This window comes from Sorangiineae bacterium MSr12523 (assembly GCA_037157775.1).
Lineage (GTDB): Bacteria > Myxococcota_A > Polyangia > Polyangiales > Polyangiaceae > Pendulispora > Pendulispora brunnea.
In genome coordinates this window covers 9,911,006-9,929,895 of record CP089982.1, presented here as the reverse complement: position 1 = coordinate 9,929,895, position 18,890 = coordinate 9,911,006, and the positions used below count along the sequence as shown (strand labels likewise).

17 protein-coding genes and 5 tRNA genes are annotated in these 18,890 nt (G+C 63.8%); 15 read left to right on the top strand and 7 right to left on the bottom strand.

What is annotated here, in order from left to right:
* Positions 1-115 precede the first annotated feature (115 nt).
* From LZC95_38925 to LZC95_38895, 7 genes are read right to left on the bottom strand one after another with little or no spacing between them, the layout of a single operon-like run.
* Complete coding sequence (locus LZC95_38925; GenBank protein WXA92413.1) at positions 116-1,342, bottom strand: hypothetical protein; 1,227 nt, start codon at positions 1,340-1,342, stop codon at positions 116-118.
* Positions 1,343-1,372: 30 nt separating this feature from the next.
* On the bottom strand, positions 1,373-2,188 hold the full coding sequence (locus LZC95_38920; protein WXA92412.1) for a hypothetical protein: 816 nt from the start codon (positions 2,186-2,188) through the stop codon (positions 1,373-1,375).
* Between the two features lie 12 nt (positions 2,189-2,200).
* On the bottom strand, positions 2,201-3,307 hold the full coding sequence (locus LZC95_38915) for an ABC transporter permease (protein ID WXA92411.1): 1,107 nt from the start codon (positions 3,305-3,307) through the stop codon (positions 2,201-2,203).
* Positions 3,304-4,431 (bottom strand): ABC transporter permease, encoded by a 1,128-nt coding sequence (locus LZC95_38910; GenBank protein ID WXA92410.1) that lies wholly within the window; start codon positions 4,429-4,431, stop codon positions 3,304-3,306. The genes LZC95_38915 and LZC95_38910 overlap by 4 nt, the downstream gene beginning before the upstream one ends.
* Positions 4,428-5,351 carry an ABC transporter ATP-binding protein gene (locus LZC95_38905; protein WXA92409.1) on the bottom strand — a complete coding sequence of 308 codons (924 nt, stop codon included), beginning with the start codon at positions 5,349-5,351 and terminating at the stop codon, positions 4,428-4,430. The genes LZC95_38910 and LZC95_38905 overlap by 4 nt, the downstream gene beginning before the upstream one ends.
* On the bottom strand, positions 5,335-6,255 hold the full coding sequence (locus LZC95_38900) for an ABC transporter ATP-binding protein (protein ID WXA92408.1): 921 nt from the start codon (positions 6,253-6,255) through the stop codon (positions 5,335-5,337). Before LZC95_38900 ends, LZC95_38905 begins: the two co-directional genes overlap by 17 nt.
* A complete protein-coding gene (locus tag LZC95_38895) occupies positions 6,252-7,310 on the bottom strand; it encodes an efflux RND transporter periplasmic adaptor subunit (GenBank protein WXA92407.1) in 1,059 nt (352 codons plus the stop codon). The genes LZC95_38900 and LZC95_38895 overlap by 4 nt, the downstream gene beginning before the upstream one ends.
* Before the next feature lie 116 nt (positions 7,311-7,426).
* Here LZC95_38895 and LZC95_38890 point away from each other — a divergent pair, with 116 nt between their 5' ends.
* The 15 genes from LZC95_38890 to rpoB all read left to right on the top strand — a co-directional run bounded on the left by LZC95_38890 (position 7,427) and on the right by rpoB (position 18,832).
* Entirely contained in the window at positions 7,427-8,299 is an 873-nt protein-coding gene (locus LZC95_38890; GenBank protein WXA92406.1) for a TetR family transcriptional regulator, read from the top strand.
* A gap of 249 nt (positions 8,300-8,548) precedes the next feature.
* A tRNA-Thr gene (locus tag LZC95_38885) sits at positions 8,549-8,620 on the top strand.
* 89 nt (positions 8,621-8,709) lie between these two features.
* Positions 8,710-8,791 (top strand) — tRNA-Tyr (locus LZC95_38880).
* Positions 8,792-8,838: 47 nt separating this feature from the next.
* A tRNA-Gly gene (locus tag LZC95_38875) sits at positions 8,839-8,914 on the top strand.
* Between the two features lie 132 nt (positions 8,915-9,046).
* Positions 9,047-9,118: transfer RNA gene (locus LZC95_38870), tRNA-Thr, on the top strand.
* Positions 9,119-9,194: 76 nt separating this feature from the next.
* Positions 9,195-10,385 (top strand): elongation factor Tu, encoded by a 1,191-nt coding sequence (gene tuf, locus LZC95_38865; protein ID WXA92405.1) that lies wholly within the window; start codon positions 9,195-9,197, stop codon positions 10,383-10,385.
* Positions 10,386-10,397: 12 nt separating this feature from the next.
* The gene (rpmG, locus tag LZC95_38860; GenBank protein ID WXA92404.1) at positions 10,398-10,550 is read left to right on the top strand and encodes a 50S ribosomal protein L33; all 153 of its coding nucleotides are present in this window, start codon (positions 10,398-10,400) and stop codon (positions 10,548-10,550) included.
* 31 nt (positions 10,551-10,581) lie between these two features.
* Positions 10,582-10,654 (top strand) — tRNA-Trp (locus LZC95_38855).
* 47 nt (positions 10,655-10,701) lie between these two features.
* Entirely contained in the window at positions 10,702-11,472 is a 771-nt protein-coding gene (gene secE, locus LZC95_38850; protein WXA92403.1) for a preprotein translocase subunit SecE, read from the top strand.
* Positions 11,473-11,545: 73 nt separating this feature from the next.
* Positions 11,546-12,079 (top strand): transcription termination/antitermination protein NusG, encoded by a 534-nt coding sequence (gene nusG / locus LZC95_38845; GenBank protein ID WXA92402.1) that lies wholly within the window; start codon positions 11,546-11,548, stop codon positions 12,077-12,079.
* A gap of 136 nt (positions 12,080-12,215) precedes the next feature.
* Complete coding sequence (gene rplK / locus LZC95_38840; protein WXA92401.1) at positions 12,216-12,653, top strand: 50S ribosomal protein L11; 438 nt, start codon at positions 12,216-12,218, stop codon at positions 12,651-12,653.
* Between the two features lie 163 nt (positions 12,654-12,816).
* Positions 12,817-13,527 (top strand): 50S ribosomal protein L1, encoded by a 711-nt coding sequence (rplA, locus tag LZC95_38835; GenBank protein WXA92400.1) that lies wholly within the window; start codon positions 12,817-12,819, stop codon positions 13,525-13,527.
* 89 nt (positions 13,528-13,616) lie between these two features.
* Positions 13,617-14,096: a 50S ribosomal protein L10 gene (gene rplJ, locus LZC95_38830; protein ID WXA92399.1), complete on the top strand. Its 480-nt coding sequence runs from the start codon at positions 13,617-13,619 to the stop codon at positions 14,094-14,096.
* 68 nt (positions 14,097-14,164) lie between these two features.
* A complete protein-coding gene (gene rplL, locus LZC95_38825) occupies positions 14,165-14,548 on the top strand; it encodes a 50S ribosomal protein L7/L12 (protein WXA92398.1) in 384 nt (127 codons plus the stop codon).
* Positions 14,549-14,695: 147 nt separating this feature from the next.
* Positions 14,696-18,832: a DNA-directed RNA polymerase subunit beta gene (rpoB, locus tag LZC95_38820; GenBank protein ID WXA92397.1), complete on the top strand. Its 4,137-nt coding sequence runs from the start codon at positions 14,696-14,698 to the stop codon at positions 18,830-18,832.
* The last annotated feature ends 58 nt before the right edge of the window (positions 18,833-18,890 follow it).

Below are 18,890 nucleotides of genomic sequence, written 5' to 3'. Positions count from 1 at the left end.
GGCCGGCTAGACGCGCGGCGAGCCGCCTGGAAGGCGGCGGACCGCCGGCAGGATGCCGGCGCTCCATACGTCGCCGCCTTCGTCGGGTTCTACTCCAGCCTTTCGCAATCCAGCGTTAAGCCTTCTCCGACGCCACCGGCCAGCGGGTCGTGGCCCACAAATAGAGGAGCAACGTCGTCGTCTCTAGCCGCGCGTCCACCTTCTCGGCGGGCATCGTCGCCCGCGCTAGGCCGGCCAGGCGTGCGATGCGCGTCAGATCGCACAGCGTTGCGGCGAGCGACGGGAGCTCGAGCAGCAGGTGCGCGCGGAAGGCCAGCGCGAAGACCATCCCGTCGCTTGCGGAGGGAGTCGGCTTCGGGTGCGGCTTGCGCAGGAGGCTCTCGGCGAGCTTTGCGACCCAACGTGCGCCCTTGGGTTGCGGCCCCGCGGGATCCAGATAGGTCTCCAGGCGCTCGGCCTCCGACGCCATCCGCGTTTGCAACGTGCGAAGCCACGCCTCGCTCAGCGTTCCACCTGGAACGCGAAGGCTCGTCGTCGCGCTCTCCAAAATGCGCACCGGATCCATACCCGGCACCGTCAGCACGTCCGACAAGGCTCGTGCCCATTCCAAATACGCAGCACGCGGCAGACTGCGTGCATCGTCCACGCGCACCTGCGGCGGGACCTCCGGAACGGTGGTGAGCCCCTGCAGCGGATTGGCCGGCCACTCGTCGGCATCCTCGGAACGGTGCACCGTACGCGCCGCGCACGCGCATTGCGGCAGAATGCTCACCTCGAACTGATTCCCGCAGTGAACGACCTGCAGCGGATACTGCCGGCACGTCCACGGCTTCGCCGCTGCGCCGGCCAACTTGTGAATGCGGCACCCTTCGCTCGTCAAAAACGTGCACCCATCGCCCTCGAGAATGGGCGTCAGCCGATCGCGCCGGCCGAGCGTCGACGGTGCGAACCCGTCCTCCGGCTTCATCGGGGCCTTGCCCGGCTCGAACTTCTTCAACGCCTCCACGGCGCGGCGGCTCTCCTCCGGCGTGGTCGGAATCACCGGGTACTGCGAACAGCACGCCCCCGAGAGATCGCAGTCCACCGCCAGCGCACCCGTCACCACGGGCAGCCCGGGCCGCCCGCCCTTGCCGCGCTCGCTCGCCGTGAGCGTGTGCTCCACGAACTGCGGGGTGCGCGGCTCCAGATCGCGCGCGGCATCGTACGCGGGCAGCTCCGGCGGATGCTCCACGTCATCGATCTCGAGGGCAGGACCAAAGGGGCGCAAAAGCAAAAAGCGACGCAGCCGTCCGCTCTCCCGTTCGCGTCGATGAAAGAGCTGTGTAAAGGCCTTTTGCGCCATGTCCAGTCGCGTGCTCTAGCACGCAGGCCCTCACTGCGGAATGCCGATGGCCACGTTGTCGAGGCCCACGGACCGCTCCGTCCCGTGCGCATCGTTGCCGTGTACGCCAAAGCTCATTCGCGAAATCCCCTGGTTTCTGCAGGCGATCGACTGCAAGCCGAGGATCGTCCCCACCCCCTTCCACTCCACCGACAATTGGTCGTTGCCCGCGCCCGTACTTTGCAGATCCACGTAGAGGTGGACCGGCTGATCGCGCGCCGGCGTTTGCGTGAATGCGAGCTCCGTCCCCGCCGGCATCAGGCGCACGCCCCTGGCCATGAATTGCAGCTGGCACCCCGACGACACCCCGGGCTCGAACTGCGCCCACACGGTTCCATCCGGCAAGGCGCCGGGCAGAAAGACGCTCATGTCCAGGAAGGTGCTGCGCCCCGCTTGCTGGATCGAGGTCGACCACGACACCGTCACGGGCTCCGTCGTATTCGCTTCGCGGTGCAACCAGGTCGCGTGCTGCGATTGGGAATGACCGGGCTGGCCGAAGGAAATGTCGGCGCGATTCGTCGAATTCCGTGTCCAGCCTTCGTCTTCGACATCCGCCCCCAGCTCGAAATCGGAGCAGAAATACGTGATGGACGCATCGAAGTGGCCGCAGAAATCCGTGCTCTTCCGCCAATCGGTGGCATCGCGTGCACCCGCGTCCTTCACGTCCGCGTCGCCTTGGCCCCCGGGCCCCGCCTCTTGCTGCGCGCCAATGCCGGCGTCCGATTCGTATTGCACCGGGTCGATGTTCGCAATCAACCCACACCCGGCGACGCCGCCCATCGCAACGAGGATCACCCAAGTACGCACGTGGACATCACATTACCCGATCTGCTTTCGAAATCGCCACGACGCGCCCGCGAGCAACGCCACACCGAGGAACGCGAGCGATGTCAGTGCACCGAGCACATCACCCAACGACGCGCGGCGCAATAGAACGGAGCGACAGATATCCACGAAATATTTGACGGGATTGATCCACGTGATGGGTTTGATCCACCCGGGCATGGCATCGACCGAGGTTAGAAATCCCGACAGCAAAATCGCGGGCAGCAGGAAAAAGAAGCCTCCCATGAGCGCCTGCTGTTGCGTGCGTGCAATCGTTGCAATGAACAGACCGATGCCCAACGTGGCCACGAGGTAAACGGTGGTGGCGAGAAAGACGAGCCCCACCCCGCGCAAGGGCACGTCGAACAGAGCATTGCCCGCGAGCAGAATGAGCATCTCGTCCACCAATCCGAACATGGCATACGGAATGGTTTTCCCCACCATGAGCGTGACGCTCGACATGGGCGTGACCAAAAGTTGCTCCATCGTGCCCACTTCGCGCTCGCGGGTCAGGCCCATGGCGGTCACGATCGAGGTCACGATCACGAGAACGGCGGCCGCCGTGCCGGGCACCATGAAGAGCCGGCTCTTGAGGCCAGGGTTGAAGAAGAAGCGCGGCTCCAGCACCACGGCAGGGCCTGAGAGGGCCGTGCGCTCCTGGCTGGCGCGCAACGCGACGAATTGCTCCAGCGCACTCATGGCGGATTGCGCCTGCGAAGGATCCGATCCGTCGACCAACGCCTGCACCCGCGCGCTCTCCCCGGAGCGTCCCAATTTGCGCGAGAACTCCCGTGGAATGACCAACACCATCGACGCCTCGCCATCACGGAGCGCGCGCTCCGCGTCGCCCATCGCCGGCACGCGCCGCAGGTGAAAGGTGCCCTCCGCACCGAGCGCTTCTGTGAAGTCCGTGCTCTCGCGCGAGTGGCTCTCGTCGACCACCACGCCGGTAACTCGGGTGAGCTCCATGTTGGCGGCGTAGCCAAAGACGGTGACCTGCAGCACGGGAACCACGAGCAGCACCGCGAGCATCCGCTTGTCGCGAAAGACCTGGATGAACTCTTTCTTGATCAAGGCCACCAATGTGTAGGGACTGATCATGCGATGACCTTTCGAAACGATTTGGTGGATCCGAGCAGCATGGCCAATGCAAAAAGCGCGAGCGCCCCCGCATCGGGAAGCATCGACACGAGCGATCCATCGCGCAGCAGAATGCTGCGCAGCGCACTGACGAAGTGCCGCGCGGGGAGAACCTGCGTGAAGATCTGCAAGATGCGGGGCATGTTGTCGATGGGGATGATCAACCCACTGAGCAGCGCCGCAGGCAGCATGGACGTGACCGCGGCGAGCTGCGTGGCCACCATTTGATTGCGCGTGGCCACGCTGATGAGAAGCCCCTGACCGAGGCACGCGGCAAGAAACAAAGACGAGATGGCGAAGAGCACCACCAGCGATCCGCGGATGGGTACGTCGAAGAGCCACGTTCCAACACTGAGCACCAGGAGCAGCTGCGCCATGCCCACGCCGAAGTAGGGGAGGAGCTTGCCCACGACGATCTCCAGGCGCGAGACCGGTGTGGCGAAGAGCTGCTCCATGCTGCCGCGCTCCCATTCGCGCGCCACGGTGAGGGCGGTGAGAAGCACGCCCATCATCGATTGAATGAAGGCAATGAGCCCGGGTACGAGAAATACCGTGGAGCGCAGCTCCGGATTGTACAGCGCGCGCACCCGCGCCTCGATGCGCGCGGGGTCGTCACCGATCACGTCGAGCATGCGCGCGCGGTTCGTATTTTCGGCGAAGCGTGACACGTAACCGACGGCCGTGCCGGCGACGACGTTGTCTGCGGCATCGACGAGCACCTGCACCCGCGCCGCCTCGCCCCGGCCCAGGCTCGCGCTAAAGCCTTTGGGAATGACCAAGGCCAGCTGCGCTTCGCGGCGCCGGAACATGGGCTCGACGTCGGCCTCGTGGTCGAGAACCGCGGCCCGGTCGAAGGTCTTCCCCGAGAAGAGATGTTGCGCGAGCAACCGACTCTCCGCGGAGTGATCGCGGTCCACGATGACCGTGCGAATGTGATCCAGATCGAACGAGACGGCGTATCCGAAGAGCACGAGCAGCACCAACGGCATCACCAGCGCGAAGTACAAGGTCGCGGAGTCGCGCCCGATGTGCATCCACTCCTTCTGGGCCATGGCCCACGTGCGGCGCAGCATGCCGGGATTCACGACGCCGCCTTTCGCGTGACCACCGCGAGGAACACGTCCTCGAGCGTCGGCAAAATAGGCTCGATGGTGGCCTCGCCCGCGCCCGCCGACGCGAGCGCCCGCGCGATGGACTCGGCGTCGAGCCGTGCGTCACCGCCCACGTGCAGCCCCGCGCCGAACGGCTCGACCCGGGTGACGCTGGGCAGGGCGCGCAGAGGCTCCTGCGGCAACGTCGGGCCGCGCACCTCGTAGATGACGCCGGGGACATACGTCTCTTTGAGCCGCGCCGGCGTGTCCAGCGCGACCAGTGCGCCGTCGACCATCAGCCCCACGCGATGGCAATACTCGGCCTCGTCCATGTAGTGCGTCGTCACGAAGATGGTCACGCCCGATTCCGCGATGCGACGAATCGTGCGCCAGAACGTGCGCCGTGCCGCCGGATCGACCCCCGCCGTCGGCTCGTCCAAAAAGACGATGCGCGGCTCGTGAAGAAGCGCCGCGGCCAGCGCCACGCGTTGCCGCATGCCCCCGGGCATTGCGCCCGTGAGCGTCGCATCGCGGGGATCGAGGCCCACCTCGTCCATCAGCTCGCGCGCGCGTTTTCGGCGTTGCGCGGGCGGCAGTCGGTAGGCGCCGCCGAAGAAGTCCAGGTTCTCGAACGCGGTCAAATCGGGATAGAGCGAAAACTTCTGCGACATGTACCCGACCGAGAGCCGCACGCCCTCCGAATCGGTCGCCACGTCGTGCCCCGCGACCATCGCGCTCCCGCCCGATGGCACGAGCAGCCCGCACAAGATGCGAATCGTGGTCGACTTCCCCGCGCCATTGGCCCCGAGGTAGCCAAAGATCTCCCCCGGTTCGACGCAAAACGAGACCCCGCGCACCGCCCGAAAATCGCCAAATCGCTTCTCGAGCCCGCGAACCTCAATGGCGTGCGTCATGGTCCACCAGCGTCAAATACAAATCCTCGAAATCGGGCCGCGCATCCGCCACGCGCGCCCCCATCTCCGCGAGCGCCCTGCGCACGTCGCTCTCGTGCGCTTTGCGCAACACCGCCCGCACGTGCTCCCCGGCGGGCGTTACCGCCAGCACCCCCGAATGCCCTTCGAGGAGCGCGAGAACGCGTTGCCTCGAAGCTTCGTCCACGTCGAGCTCGATCACCGGATGCTCCAAGGAGGCCACGAGCTCCGCCGGCGCCCCTTCGGCGAGCACCACCCCGTGCGAGAGAAGCACCACGCGCCCGCACCGCGCAGCCTCGTCCATGTAGGGCGTGGCCAGGAGCACCCCCATGCCCTGGCCGACGAACTCGTACAGCAGCGCCCACAGCTCGCGCCGGCTCACCGGATCGACGCCGTTGGTCGGCTCGTCGAGCACCAGCGCCCGCGGCCGGTGCAGCAGTGCGCACGCCACCGCGAGTTTCTTGTACATGCCGCCCGACAGCTTGCCCGCCGGTCGATCCCGCGCCCGATCGAGCAAGGTCATCGTGAGCAGCTGCTCGCGCCGCTCTTCGAAGACGTGGCGCTCCAGGCCGAACAACCGCGCGAAGAAGGTCAGATTCTCGTCCACCGACAAATCGGGATACAGGCTGTATTGCTGCGGCATGTACCCGAGCGACTCGCGCGCATCGCGTCCGGCCTCGTCCCACGTCGCACCGCCCACGGTCACCGTGCCGCCATCGATCGCCACGAGCTTCACCAGCGCGCGAATGAGCGATGTCTTGCCCGCGCCGTCGGCCCCCACGAGCCCCAAAAGCTCCCCCTCGCGCAACGCCAGCGACGCCCCCGAAAGCGCCCGCGTTGCTCCAAACGACTTCGTCACGTCGCGCGCTTCCAGCAACGGCGTCATGGCAAGGTCACCTCCGCCGGCATCCCCGCACGCAGCGCGCCCTCCGCATTGTCGATGTGCACCTCCACCGCGTACACGAGTCGATCGCGGTCCTCGCGCGTCTGCACGTTGTGCGGCGTGAACTCCGCTTCGCTGGCCACACGCTGCACGCGGCCTTCGAACACGCGATGCGGGTACGCATCCACGCGCACCTCCGCGCGCGCGCCAATGCGCCCGCGTGCGAGCTCCGCATTGGGCAAAAAGAAAACGACCTTCGCAGTGGAAAGGTCGATTGTACCTGCCACCCGGCTGCCTGGCGCCACCACCGCGCCGGGCTCGAGGAACCGATCCGTCACGATGGCGTCGCGCGGTGCGAGCAAGGTGCACTCGGCCACGCTCGTCTCGGCGCGCGTCACTTCGGCCTGGGCCGTCTCCACGGCGGCCCGTGCAGCCTCCACCCGCGTCTTGGCTGCATTCGCCGAACTGCGCGCGCTTTTCGCCGAAAGCTGCGTCGTTTGCAGCGCGGCGAGCGCGGCCCTTCGCTGCGCATCGAGCTGTTCGCGTTGCGTATCCGTCCGCTCCCACTCGACGGCAGCCACGACCCCTTCACGATGCAAACGTGAAGTGCGTTCCGCTTCGCGATCGGCCTGTTCCGCCGCCGCCATCGCCGAAGCACCCTCTGCCCGGGCCGATGCAGTCTTCGACGCCACGACCAATGCATTGTCGTGTGCGTCGAGCGATTGCGCCTCGGCGACATCGACATTCGACTCCGCAACGCGAAGTTGCGCCCGTGCGGAGCGAAGGCTAGCCTCTTGGTCGATGCAGTCGAGCCGCGCAATCACCTGCGATCGCTTTACCGTGTCGCCGGCCTGCACGAGCACTTCGCGAACGCGCCCATGCACGCGCGAGCTTATGACGACCTCCGTTCCCTCCACGGTTCCCGAACCCCCGGAGGGCCTTTGAAGGGCCGCCTGCTGCGCATGCACGCGCCACCCAAGCGCGCCTGCAAGTGCTATAGCGCCGAGCATTGCCGCAACCGCACGTTTCGGCAGCGCGAAACGACTTCGCTCTTTCATCACCCCATCCTCCGCAAGTTCGCAATGCTCGCGCATTGCTGACCTAGTGAACTTGGTAAGTACTTACTGTACAACAAGTAGTTACGTACCAACCCACCTTCTGTCAAGATAGAGTCGTGACTGCAACGAACGAGACCCGTCAGCGCATACTGGCCGCCGCGCTCGAGCTGTTTGCCGAGCGAGGCTTTGCCGCAACCACCACCGCCGCCCTTGCGCAACGCGCAGGCGTTGCCGAGAAGACGCTCTTCTCGCAGTTCAAGAGCAAGGAGCGGCTCTTCGAGGAGACCGTCAGCCCCGCGGTGCTCGAATTGGTGGCGCCTCAAAGTCTATCGAGCGTGGTCGACACGATGGCCATCCCCTGGGATCGCCTCGAAGACTTCCTGCGTGCGCTCTTCCTCAACCGCCTCGAGTTCGCGAAGATCCATCGCGCCAAGCTCAAACTCATCGTGCAAGAGGTCCTTTTGCGCCCCGAGCTCTTCGATCGGTTCTTCGAACGCGGACAGCGCGACATCTATCCGCGCTTCATCCGACTCGCGGAGCACTTCCAGGCGAAGGGCGAGCTGCGTCAGATGCCAGCTCCCGCGCTCCTTCGCATGGTCATCTCCATCATGGGTGGATACCTCGTCACGCGGACCATCTTGATGCCCAATGTGCAGTGGGACGACCCGGCCGAGATCAACCTGATGATCCAGGTGCTCGCCGATGGCCTGCGTCCGCGCACGCGCGCCTCGGCCGAGCGCCTGACGACGCCCCTGCCGACGAAGTCTCCGCTGCTCAAGACGCCCCTTCCCACGAAGGCCGAGCGCCTGGCCACGCCGCCCCCCTTCAAGGCCACGCGGATTCCCACGCCATCCCCCTCGAAGGCGCCGCGGATCCCCACGCCGCCGCCCTCCAGGGCGCCGCGGATCCCCACGCCTGCGCCGTCGAAGGCGCCCCGCATTGCCACGCCGCCGCCGTCACCCGCGAAGCGTTTTCCGACCAAGCCCTGAAACCGCAGAAGAATTCACAGGGAGACGGGGAGGCGGGGAGTCTTTTTGGTTTGAATGGGCCAAGTGCCAGCACTGGAACCCTGAAAATCTCCCCGTCTCCCCGCCTCCCTGTGATCTTCTCGTCTCCGCGCTTGACACGAACCTTACGACGCGCTACCGGTGCGCACCCTGGCAAGAGTCCCCTGGCGCCCGTCTTGCTTGCGGATTTTTGTCTCCTGAGCTACTCTGCGCCGCCCGTCGTTCAAACGTGCTGACGTAGCTCAATGGTAGAGCACCTGTTTTGTAAACAGGTGGTTAGGGGTTCAACTCCCCTCGTCAGCTCTCCGCCCGGCCAAGCAGTTCTCGGAGCCGGATTTTGAAGCACCCCCTACTCAAGAGAAAAATAATCGCGTAATAAGTCCAAAAATTCTGGAGGGTTGCCCGAGCGGCCAAAGGGAGCAGACTGTAAATCTGCCGGCTATGCCTTCGATGGTTCGAATCCATCACCCTCCACTCCCGTCCGTTTCAGATTCCGCAGCATTCAGTAGGTCAGGGTTTTCGCGGGAGTAGCTCAGTTGGTAGAGCGTCAGCCTTCCAAGCTGAACGTCGCCGGTTCGAACCCGGTCTCCCGCTCCAACTGGTTTCTTCATCGATCGTTTCTTCTTGTACTTTTCTTCTGAGGCCCTCGATATCGGTTCCCCTATCCCCGACATAGAGACCTCACCCTGGTAACCGCCAGGGTTGATGGGTTGCGAGACCCGTCAAAAAGCCCACCTAGCTCAGTGGTAGAGCACTTCCTTGGTAAGGAAGAGGTCACGGGTTCAAGCCCCGTGGTGGGCTCTCGTTTACTCCCTGCAGCACCGCACTTGGCCGCCTCAAGCGCTGCCCGTTTCGAATCGTTTTCTCGGAGAAAGTCATGGCGAAAGAGAAATTCAACCGAAGCAAGCCCCACGTGAACGTGGGCACCATCGGCCACATCGACCACGGGAAGACGACCTTGACGGCAGCACTCGTGAAGGTTCAGTCGAAGAAGAACCTGGCCAAGGTCATCAGCTATGCCGACATCGCCAAGGGCGGCACCGTTCGCGACGCGACCAAGACGGTCACCATCGCGGCCTCGCACGTGGAGTACGAGAGCGAGAAGCGCCACTACGCCCACGTCGACTGCCCCGGCCACGCCGACTACATCAAGAACATGATCACGGGCGCGGCGCAGATGGACGGCGCCATCCTCGTGGTGAGCGCGCTCGACTCGGTCATGCCGCAGACGCGTGAGCACGTCCTGCTGGCCCGCCAGGTCGGTTTGAACCACATCGTCGTGGCGCTCAACAAGTGTGACGCGGTGGACGACGCGGAGATGCTCGACCTGGTCGAGATGGAAGTCCGCGAGCTCCTGTCGAAGAACAAGTTCGACGGCGACAACGCGAAGGTCGTGCAGGTGGCGTCGTTCCCGGCGCTCAACGGCGAGCCGAAGTGGGAAGAGTCCATCGGCAAGCTGATCTCCGCCCTCGACGAGGCGATCCCGGAGCCGCAGCGTGACGTCGACAAGCCGTTCTTGCTCGCGGTCGAGGACGTGTTCTCGATCAAGGGCCGCGGCACCGTCGCGACGGGTCGTATCGAGCGTGGTGTGATCAAGGTCGGCGAGGACGTCGAAATCGTCGGCTTCACCGATTCGCGCAAGGTCACCGTCACCGGCGTCGAAATGTTCCGCAAGCTGCTCGACCAAGGTCAAGCGGGCGACAACGTCGGCCTGCTCCTGCGCGGCATCGAGCGCGACGAGATCGAGCGCGGCCAGATTCTCTGCAAGCCGGGTTCGGTCACGCCGCACAAGAAGTTCATCGGCGAGGTGTACGTCCTCAAGAAGGAAGAGGGCGGTCGCCACACGCCGTTCTTCACGAACTACCGTCCGCAGTTCTACATGCGCACGACGGACGTGACGGGGACGTGCGAGCTACCGGAAGGCACGAAGATGGTCATGCCGGGCGACAACATCACGATGACGATCACGCTGATCACGCCGGTCGGCCTCGAAGAGCAGATGCGCTTCGCGATCCGCGAAGGCGGCCGCACGGTCGGCGCCGGCATCGTCACCAAGGTGCTCGAGTAAGGGAATCTTCGGATGGGTGCACGCGTCACGATGACGCTCGTTTGCACCGAGTGTTCGTCCCGGAATTACCGGACGAATCGTAAGGTGACGCAGAAGGGGCAGCTCGAGCTGAAAAAGTTCTGCCCCTCCTGCAAACGCCATACGGTTCACAAGGAGACCAAGTAGTCCGAAAGAGCCGAAACAAACGCGACCATTTAGGGGTTTAGCTCAGTTGGTAGAGCAGCGGATTCCAAATCCGCAGGTCGTGGGTTCGAGTCCCCCAGCCCCTGCCGAAACCGCACCGCTTGCCAGGTATTGCTAGGTTTCAGCACACCCGTTGCTGAGAAAGCTGGCGTCTTCCGCCACCCGTGCTATGGCACGGTCCCCGCAGGGCGCATCGTCCTGCCTCCCGAACCTCCCCCGACCAACGGGGAGGTGGCTCTTTGAAACCACCATGTCGATCACGCAAAAGTACAAGGAAAAGGAAGGCGATTCGCCGGAGGAAGGGCAAGAAAGCTCGGAATCCGAAGGAGCCTCGACCTTCCCATCCTCAAACGAGGGCGGGGCTGAAGGCGCAGAGTCAGGTCTTGCGCGCCCGATCGGCATTGGTGTCCGCAAAGCTGCCGACGAGCCCGCTAACGGCAAAGCCGATGCGTTGGCCGCAGCTGGAGAGGCGGACGAAGACGAAGAAGAAGACGAGGGAGACGAAGCCGTCGCGCCTGCGCAATTTGGCACGACCCGGTTCGTCTTCGCTGCCTATTTCGGCGGTGCGATCCTCATTGCGTTCATTGTCTCCAAGGTGCTCACCGTCGGTTGGCTTCGGCTCTCGCAGTACAAGCCGCAGATCGGCGAGCCGCATGACGAGCTTGTGATGCCGCTGGCTGGCGCCGTCGGGTTGGCGACCGCCATCTACTATTGGAAGAGGACGCGCGCACGGGAGCTCGCCGAGGAAGTTGCGGATGAGCTCTCGAAAGTCACTTGGCCGAGCAAGCAGGAGGTAACGAACTCGACAGCGGTCGTTCTGGTGACCACCGCACTTGCCACCATCTTTTTCGCGCTGATGGATCGCTTCTGGGGCTTCGTCACCAACCTCGTCTACGGATCGTAACGCGATGGTGCGTCAGCAGACCGTCGCCAAAGGGGCGCCTGAAGAGGCCTCAAGCATTGCGAAAGCATCAGCCATGTCCAAGAAGTGGTACGTCATCCAGACTTACTCCGGCTACGAGAACAAGGTCCGCGAGGCCCTGCTTCAGCGCATCAAGGAGCACGGGAAAGAAGCTCAGTTCGGCGAGATCCTGATCCCGACCGAGACGGTGCAAGAGCAGCGCGCCGGCGGCAAAGCCCGCGTTCGTCAGAAGAACAGCTTCCCGGGCTACATCTTCGTGGAAATGGAGATGAGCGAGGAAGCCTGGCACCTCGTCAAGGACACCCCCAAAGTCACCGGCTTCATCGGCAACCAGCGCCCGCAAGAGGTCAAGCCTCCGCAAATCGACGACCTTCGCAAGATCATCGTGGAGGGCGCCGTCAAACCCAAGCCGCGCGTCTCCTTCGAGGCGGGCGACGAGATTCGCGTCATCGACGGAGCATTTGCCAACTTCAGCGGCACCGTCGAAGAGGTCAAACCCGACAAGCAGAAGCTGAAGGTCAAGGTCTCCATTTTTGGTCGCGCCACCCCGGTTGAGCTCGATTTCAGCCAAGTCGAAAAGCGCGTCTAAGTAACCCCTAGTTTTCCCATCAACCTGGGGCCGTTTCCCCACGGCTCCCATGCGCACTACGGACTTTCGCTTCAGGTCCTCTCTAAAAGGATCCGAAACCCGAGAACACCCGTAGGAGCAAACGAAGAGTCATCCCATGGCGAAGAAGGTCACTGGACAAATCAAATTGCAGCTCCCCGCGGGCAAGGCCAACCCGGCCCCCCCGGTGGGCCCGGCGCTCGGCTCGCACGGCGTGAACATCATGCAGTTCTGCAAGGAGTTCAACGCCAAGACGGCCGGCGGCGACATGATCATCCCCGTGGTGATCACGGTCTACTCCGACCGCTCGTTCTCGTTCATCCTCCGCACCCCGCCCGCCAGCGTCCTCCTCAAGAAGGCCGCCGGTCTGCCCACGGGCAAGAAGCCGGGCAGCGGTTCCAAGGAGCCGAACAAGAACAAGGTCGGCAAAGTGACCCGCGCGCAGGTCAAAGAGCTCGCCCAGCAGAAGATCGGCGACATGAACTGCACGAGCCTCGAAGCGGCCGAGCTCACCATCATGGGCACGGCAAGGTCCATGGGGATTGACGTGGTCTGATCCCGTACACGTACACGTTCCCGTTCCCGATCTCTTCGGGAGGGAAAAGCTCGGGAACGTGGACGGGAACGGGAACGGGAAAGTTTACGAGACTTGAATCAACCACCGCGCCGCGATGCTCGCGGCCAACGGTGGGAGGTCAGAAGGACCGCAAAGGAGGAAAATGCCCAAGGTACCCAAGAACCGCGCAAAGGCCGAGTCGGTAGTCGACCGGTCGCGCAAATACACGACGAATGAGGCGTGTGCGTTGGTCAAGCAGGCCAAGTACGCCAAGTTCGACGAGACGGTCGATCTCGCCGTCAGGCTTGGCGTGAATCCAAAGCACGCCGACCAGATGGTGCGCGGAGCGATCGTTCTTCCCCACGGCACCGGACAGGCTGTCCGGGTGCTCGTCTTCGCGAAGGGCGAAAAAGAGCGCGAGGCCAAAGAGGCCGGCGCCGATTTCGTCGGTAGCGACGACATGGTGGCGAAGGTTTCCGAAGGGTTCATGGACTTCGATCGCGTGATCGCGACGCCCGACATGATGGGCGCCGTCGGTAAGCTCGGTCGTATCCTCGGCCCGCGGGGACTCATGCCGAACCCCAAGGTCGGCACCGTCACCTTCGATGTGGGCAACGCCGTTCGCGAAGCCAAAGGCGGCAAGATCGAATACCGCGTCGAGAAGGCTGGCATCGTCCACGCCCGCATCGGCAAGGTTTCCTTCGAGGAAGGCGCCCTGGCCGAGAACGCGGCAGCCCTCATCAATGCGCTCGTGCGGCAGAAGCCGTCGACCGCCAAGGGGACGTACCTTCGGAGCATCTCGGTCTCTTCGACCATGGGCCCCGGAATCAAGATCGACCCGGCTCAGTACATCGGCCGGACGGAGGAGGCGTGATCATGGCTACGGAAGCTGGTGCGACCGTGAAGAGCCAGATTGCCGAAAAGAACGCGGAAATCGCAGAAGTCCGCGCTCGTTTCGACAGGATGACGGCCGCCGTTTTCCTCGACTACAAGGGGATGACGGTCGAAAACGTAACGAAGCTCCGTGCGGAATTCCGCAAGGCGGGCGTCGAGTACAAGGTCGTCAAGAACACGCTGGTCAAGCAAGCGCTGAAGGATCAAGCCTACAGCGACAAGCTGAAGTCCGTCCTCGTTGGGATGACCGGTATCGCGTGGAGCTACGAAGAACCCGGCGCCGCCGCCAAGGTGGTGAAGGCTTTCCGCAAGGACGGCCCGGTCGGGGAGAAACTCCAGATCAAGGCGGGCCTCATCGAGGGTTCCGTGATCGACGCTGCGGCGGTCGAGAACGAACTCGCGACGATGCCTGGCAAAGACGAGCTGCGCGCCAAGCTGCTCGCGACGCTCCAAGCGCCGCTGCAGCAATTCGTTGCACTGCTCAATGCTCCTGCACAGAACTTCGCCTACCTGCTTTCGGCCAAAGAGCGCCAGGCAAAGGGCGAATGATTGGGCGCGGGGCCCTCAAGTTTTCAAAAGATTTCAAAGTTTTAATATCGAATACGGAGAATTGAAAAATGGCCGATCTCACCAAAGAGCAGGTTGTTGACTACCTCTCGAACCTGCCCGTCATCCAGATCGCTGAGCTGATCAAGACCCTCGAAGAGAAGTGGGGCGTCAAGGCAGCTCCGGCAGTCGTCGCCGGCGTCGCTGGCCCGGCTACCGCCGCGGCTGCTCCGGCTGAGGAGAAGACGGAGTTCACCGTCGAGCTGAAGGAAGCGGGCGCGAGCAAGATCAACGTGATCAAGGTCGTGCGCGAGATCACCGGACTCGGCCTCAAGGAAGCCAAGGACCTGGTCGAAGCCGCCCCCAAGCCCCTAAAGGAAGGCGTGTCCAAGGCCGAGGCCGAGGATTTCAAGAAGAAGCTCGAAGAGGCTGGCGCCAAGGTCGAGCTCAAGTAATTGATTTTACACGCTTTTCATCTGTAGTGCCGACTTCGGGACGGTGCGACGGGAGAGATCTCGTCGCATTCGTCCCTCTCGGCGTTTCGGCTTTTTGACGACGCTTATCTTAGTGGCCTCCAGGTAGTCACCCGGCAAGGAGCAGCGATGGCGAACGCTATCCAATCCAACTTCCGCATCCGTAAAGACCTCGGGCGCGTCCCGCGCTTCATCGAGGTGCCCAACCTCATCGACATCCAGAAGTCGTCCTACGACAAGTTCCTGCAGGCGACGGTGCCGCAGCCGGACCGGATCGAGGTGGGCCTCCAAGCGGTTTTCCGCTCTGTCTTCCCCATCAAAGACTTCAACGGGACGAGCGAGCTCGTCTTCGTCAGCTACAACCTGGAGAAGCCGAAGTACGACGTCGAGGAGTGCCGACAACGCGGCATGACCTACGCGGCGCCGATCAAGGTGACCACCCAGCTCATGATCTACGACACGCGCGACGGCGGCGACCGCATCGTGCGCGACATCAAGGAGCAGGAGGTTTACTTCGGCGAGATTCCGCTGATGACGGACACCGGTACCTTCATCATCAACGGGTCCGAGCGCGTCGTCGTTAGCCAGCTCCACCGTAGCCCCGGCGTCTTTTTCGACCACGATAAGGGAAAGACCCACTCCAGCGGCAAGCTGCTCTATTCCGCGCGCGTCATTCCGTACCGCGGTTCGTGGCTCGATTTCGAGTTCGACCCGAAGGACATCATTTTCGTGCGCATCGACCGCCGCCGGAAGATGCACGCGACGGTGCTTCTGCGCGCCCTCGGCTACTCGACGCAGGATCTGCTCAACTACTTCTACAACACCGAGACGGTGTACCTGGAGAAGGGCGGCAAGATCTCCAAGAGCGTCGAATACGAGCTGTTGAGCGGCCAGCGCGCCACGCGCGACATCAAGGTCGGCAACGACGTCATCGTCAAGAAGAACACCAAGTACACCAAGGCCGCCATCCGCAAGCTGCGCGACGCCAAGGTGGACCGCCTGCAGGTCGACGTCGAAGAGATCGTCGGCAAGGTGGCGGCGCACGACATCGTCGACAAGGAGACCGGCGAAGTCCTCATCGAGGTGAACGAAGAGGTCACCGAGGGCAAGGTCGAGAAGCTCCGCGAGGCGGGTGTCGAGCAGTTCCGCGTGCTCTTCATCGACGGTCTGAACGTCGGCTCGTACCTCCGCGACACGTTGCTCGCCGAGAAGGTGAAGACGACGGAAGACGCGATCATGGAGATCTACCGCCGCCTGCGCCCGGGTGATCCGCCCACGCTCGAGACGGCGAAGACGCTCTTCAACAACCTGTTCTTCAACCCGGAGCGCTACGACCTCTCCAAGGTCGGCCGCCTCAAGTTGAACTACAAGTTCTACCGCGACCTGCCCGAGGATCAGCGCCCCGCGCTCGATACGCAGGTGCTCACGGCCCAGGACATCCTCGAGACGGTTCGCCACCTCATCGAGTTGAAGAATGGCCGCGGCTCCGTCGACGACATCGACCACCTCGGCAACCGCCGCGTGCGCGCGGTCGGTGAGCTCATGGAGAACCAGTACCGCATCGGTCTGGTCCGCATGGAGCGCGCCATCAAGGAGCGCATGTCGATGTCGCAAGAGATCGACACGCTCATGCCGCACGACCTGATCAACGCCAAGCCGGTCAGCGCGGTCGTGAAGGAGTACTTCGGCTCCTCGCAGCTGTCGCAGTTCATGGACCAGACGAACCCGCTGAGCGAGGTCACGCACAAGCGTCGTCTCTCCGCACTCGGCCCGGGCGGTCTGACCCGCGAGCGCGCGGGCTTCGAGGTGCGCGACGTTCACATCACGCACTATGGCCGTATCTGCCCGATTGAAACGCCGGAAGGTCCGAACATCGGCCTCATCGCGTCGCTGTCGACGTTCGCCCGCGTGAACGACTTCGGCTTCGTCGAGACCCCGTACCGCAAGGTGGCCGACGGCCGCGTGACGGACGAGTTGGGCTGGTACTCGGCGCTCGAGGAAGAGGGCAAGTACATCGCCCAGGCCTCGGCCGAGGTCGACGAGAAGGGGCGCTTCAAGGAGTCGCTCGTCTCGGCTCGTCTCAACGGTGACTTCCACCTGGCCACCCCGGACATGGTGCAGCTCATCGACGTGGCGCCGAACCAGATGGTGTCGGTCGCCGCGGCGCTGGTGCCGTTCCTCGAGCACGACGACGCAAACCGCGCGCTCATGGGCGCCAACATGCAGCGTCAGGCCGTGCCGCTCATCCGCTCGCACGCGCCGTACGTCGGCACGGGCATGGAGGGCAAGCTGGCCCGTGACTCGGGCGTCTGCGTCGTTGCCAAGCGCGAAGGCATCATCGAGAGCGTCGACGCGCAGCGCATCGTCGTCCGCGCCGAAGGTGACAAGGCGGAAATCCCGGACATCTACCACCTCAACAAGTTCCAGCGCTCGAACCAGTCGACCTGCTTCAACCAGAAGCCGATCGTCCGAGCCGGTGAGCGCGTGAAGGTGGGCGACGTTCTCGCGGACGGCCCCTCCTGTGACATGGGCGAGCTCGCGCTCGGCCAGAACGTGCTCGTCGCGTTCATGCCGTGGCAGGGCTACAACTTCGAGGACTCGATCCTCGTGTCGGAGCGCATCGCCAAGGACGACGTGTTCACCTCGATCCACATCGAGGAGTTCGAGTGCGTCGCCCGCGACACGAAGCTCGGCAAGGAAGAGGTCACGCGCGACATTCCGAACGTCGGCGAGGAAGCCCTCAAGGACCTCGACGAGTCGGGCATCGTGCGCATCGGCGCCGAGGTGAAGCCGGGCGACATCCTCGTCGGCAAGATCACGCCGAAGGGCGAGACGCAGCTCTCTCCCGAAGAGAAGCTGCTCCGCGCCATCTTCGGTGAGAAGGCCGGCGACGTTCGCGACAGCTCGCTGCGCGTCCCCCCGGGCGTGGGGGGCATCGTCATCAACGCCCGCATCTTCTCGCGCAAAGGCACCGAGAAGGACGAGCGCGCGAAGGACATCGAAGACCACGAGCGTCAGCGCCTCGAGCGCTCGCGCGACGAGGAAATCAAGATCCTGCGCGATTCGTTCTTCCGTCAGATCAAGCGCCAGCTCGTCGGTCAGACGACGAACGGCAAGCTGGTCGACGACAAGGGCAAGGTCCTTCTCCAGAAGGGCGCCGTGCTCGACGAGGCTGCGCTGTCCGAGATCCCGCAGAAGTACTGGGGCGAGCTGCCGGTGGAAGGCGCCGAGGAGCTCGCGGAGAAGCTTCGCCAGCTGGAGGAGATCATCCAGGTCCGCGAAGAGCACTTCCGCGACAAGATCGACCGTCTGTCGAAGGGCGATGAGCTCCCGCCGGGCGTCATCAAGATGGTGAAGGTCTACATCGCCATCAAGCGCAAGCTGCAGGTCGGCGACAAGATGGCCGGTCGCCACGGCAACAAGGGCGTCATCTCCCGCATCATGGCGGAAGAGGACATGCCGTACCTGCAGGACGGCCGCCCCGTCGACATCGTGCTCAACCCGCTCGGCGTTCCCTCGCGTATGAACGTCGGCCAGATCCTCGAAACCCACCTCGGGTGGGGCGCGCGGGTCCTCGGCTGGCAGTTCCAGTACATGCTGGAGACGAAGTTCAGCCCGCAAGCCATTCGCGAGCACATTCTTCGGATCTTCGAAGGCGACTCCCAGCTGCACAAGTGGCTGAGCAAGTTGTCCGACGACGAGATGAAGAAGGTCGCGCAGAAGCTCCGCGGTGGTGTGCACTACGCGAGCCCCGTGTTCGACGGCGCTCCGGAGCGCGGCATCAAGGACGCGTTGGCCCTCGCGGGTCTGCCGGAGAGCGGCCAAGCGGTGCTCTTCGACGGCCGCACGGGCGAGGCGTTCGATCAGGAGGTGACCGTGGGCGTGATGTACATGCTCAAGCTGCACCACTTGGTCGACGACAAGATCCACGCGCGTTCGATCGGACCGTACTCGCTCGTTACCCAGCAGCCGCTGGGCGGCAAGGCGCAGTTCGGTGGTCAGCGTCTCGGAGAGATGGAAGTGTGGGCCATGGAAGCGTACGGCACGGCGTACGCGCTCCAGGAGTTCCTCACGGTCAAGAGCGACGACGTCATGGGCCGTACGCGCATGTACGAAGCGATCGTCAAAGGCGAGCACACCCTCGAGCCGGGTCTCCCGGAGAGCTTCAACGTTCTCATCAAGGAGCTCCAGGCATTGTGCCTCAACGTCGAACTCGTGGAGCCGGGTGCACTCGGCCGCACGAGCGACCACGCGGCGGAGGAGTGAGATGAACCGCCAAGACGCCAAGATCGCCAAGAAAAACTAGAAATCTTGGCGTCCTTGG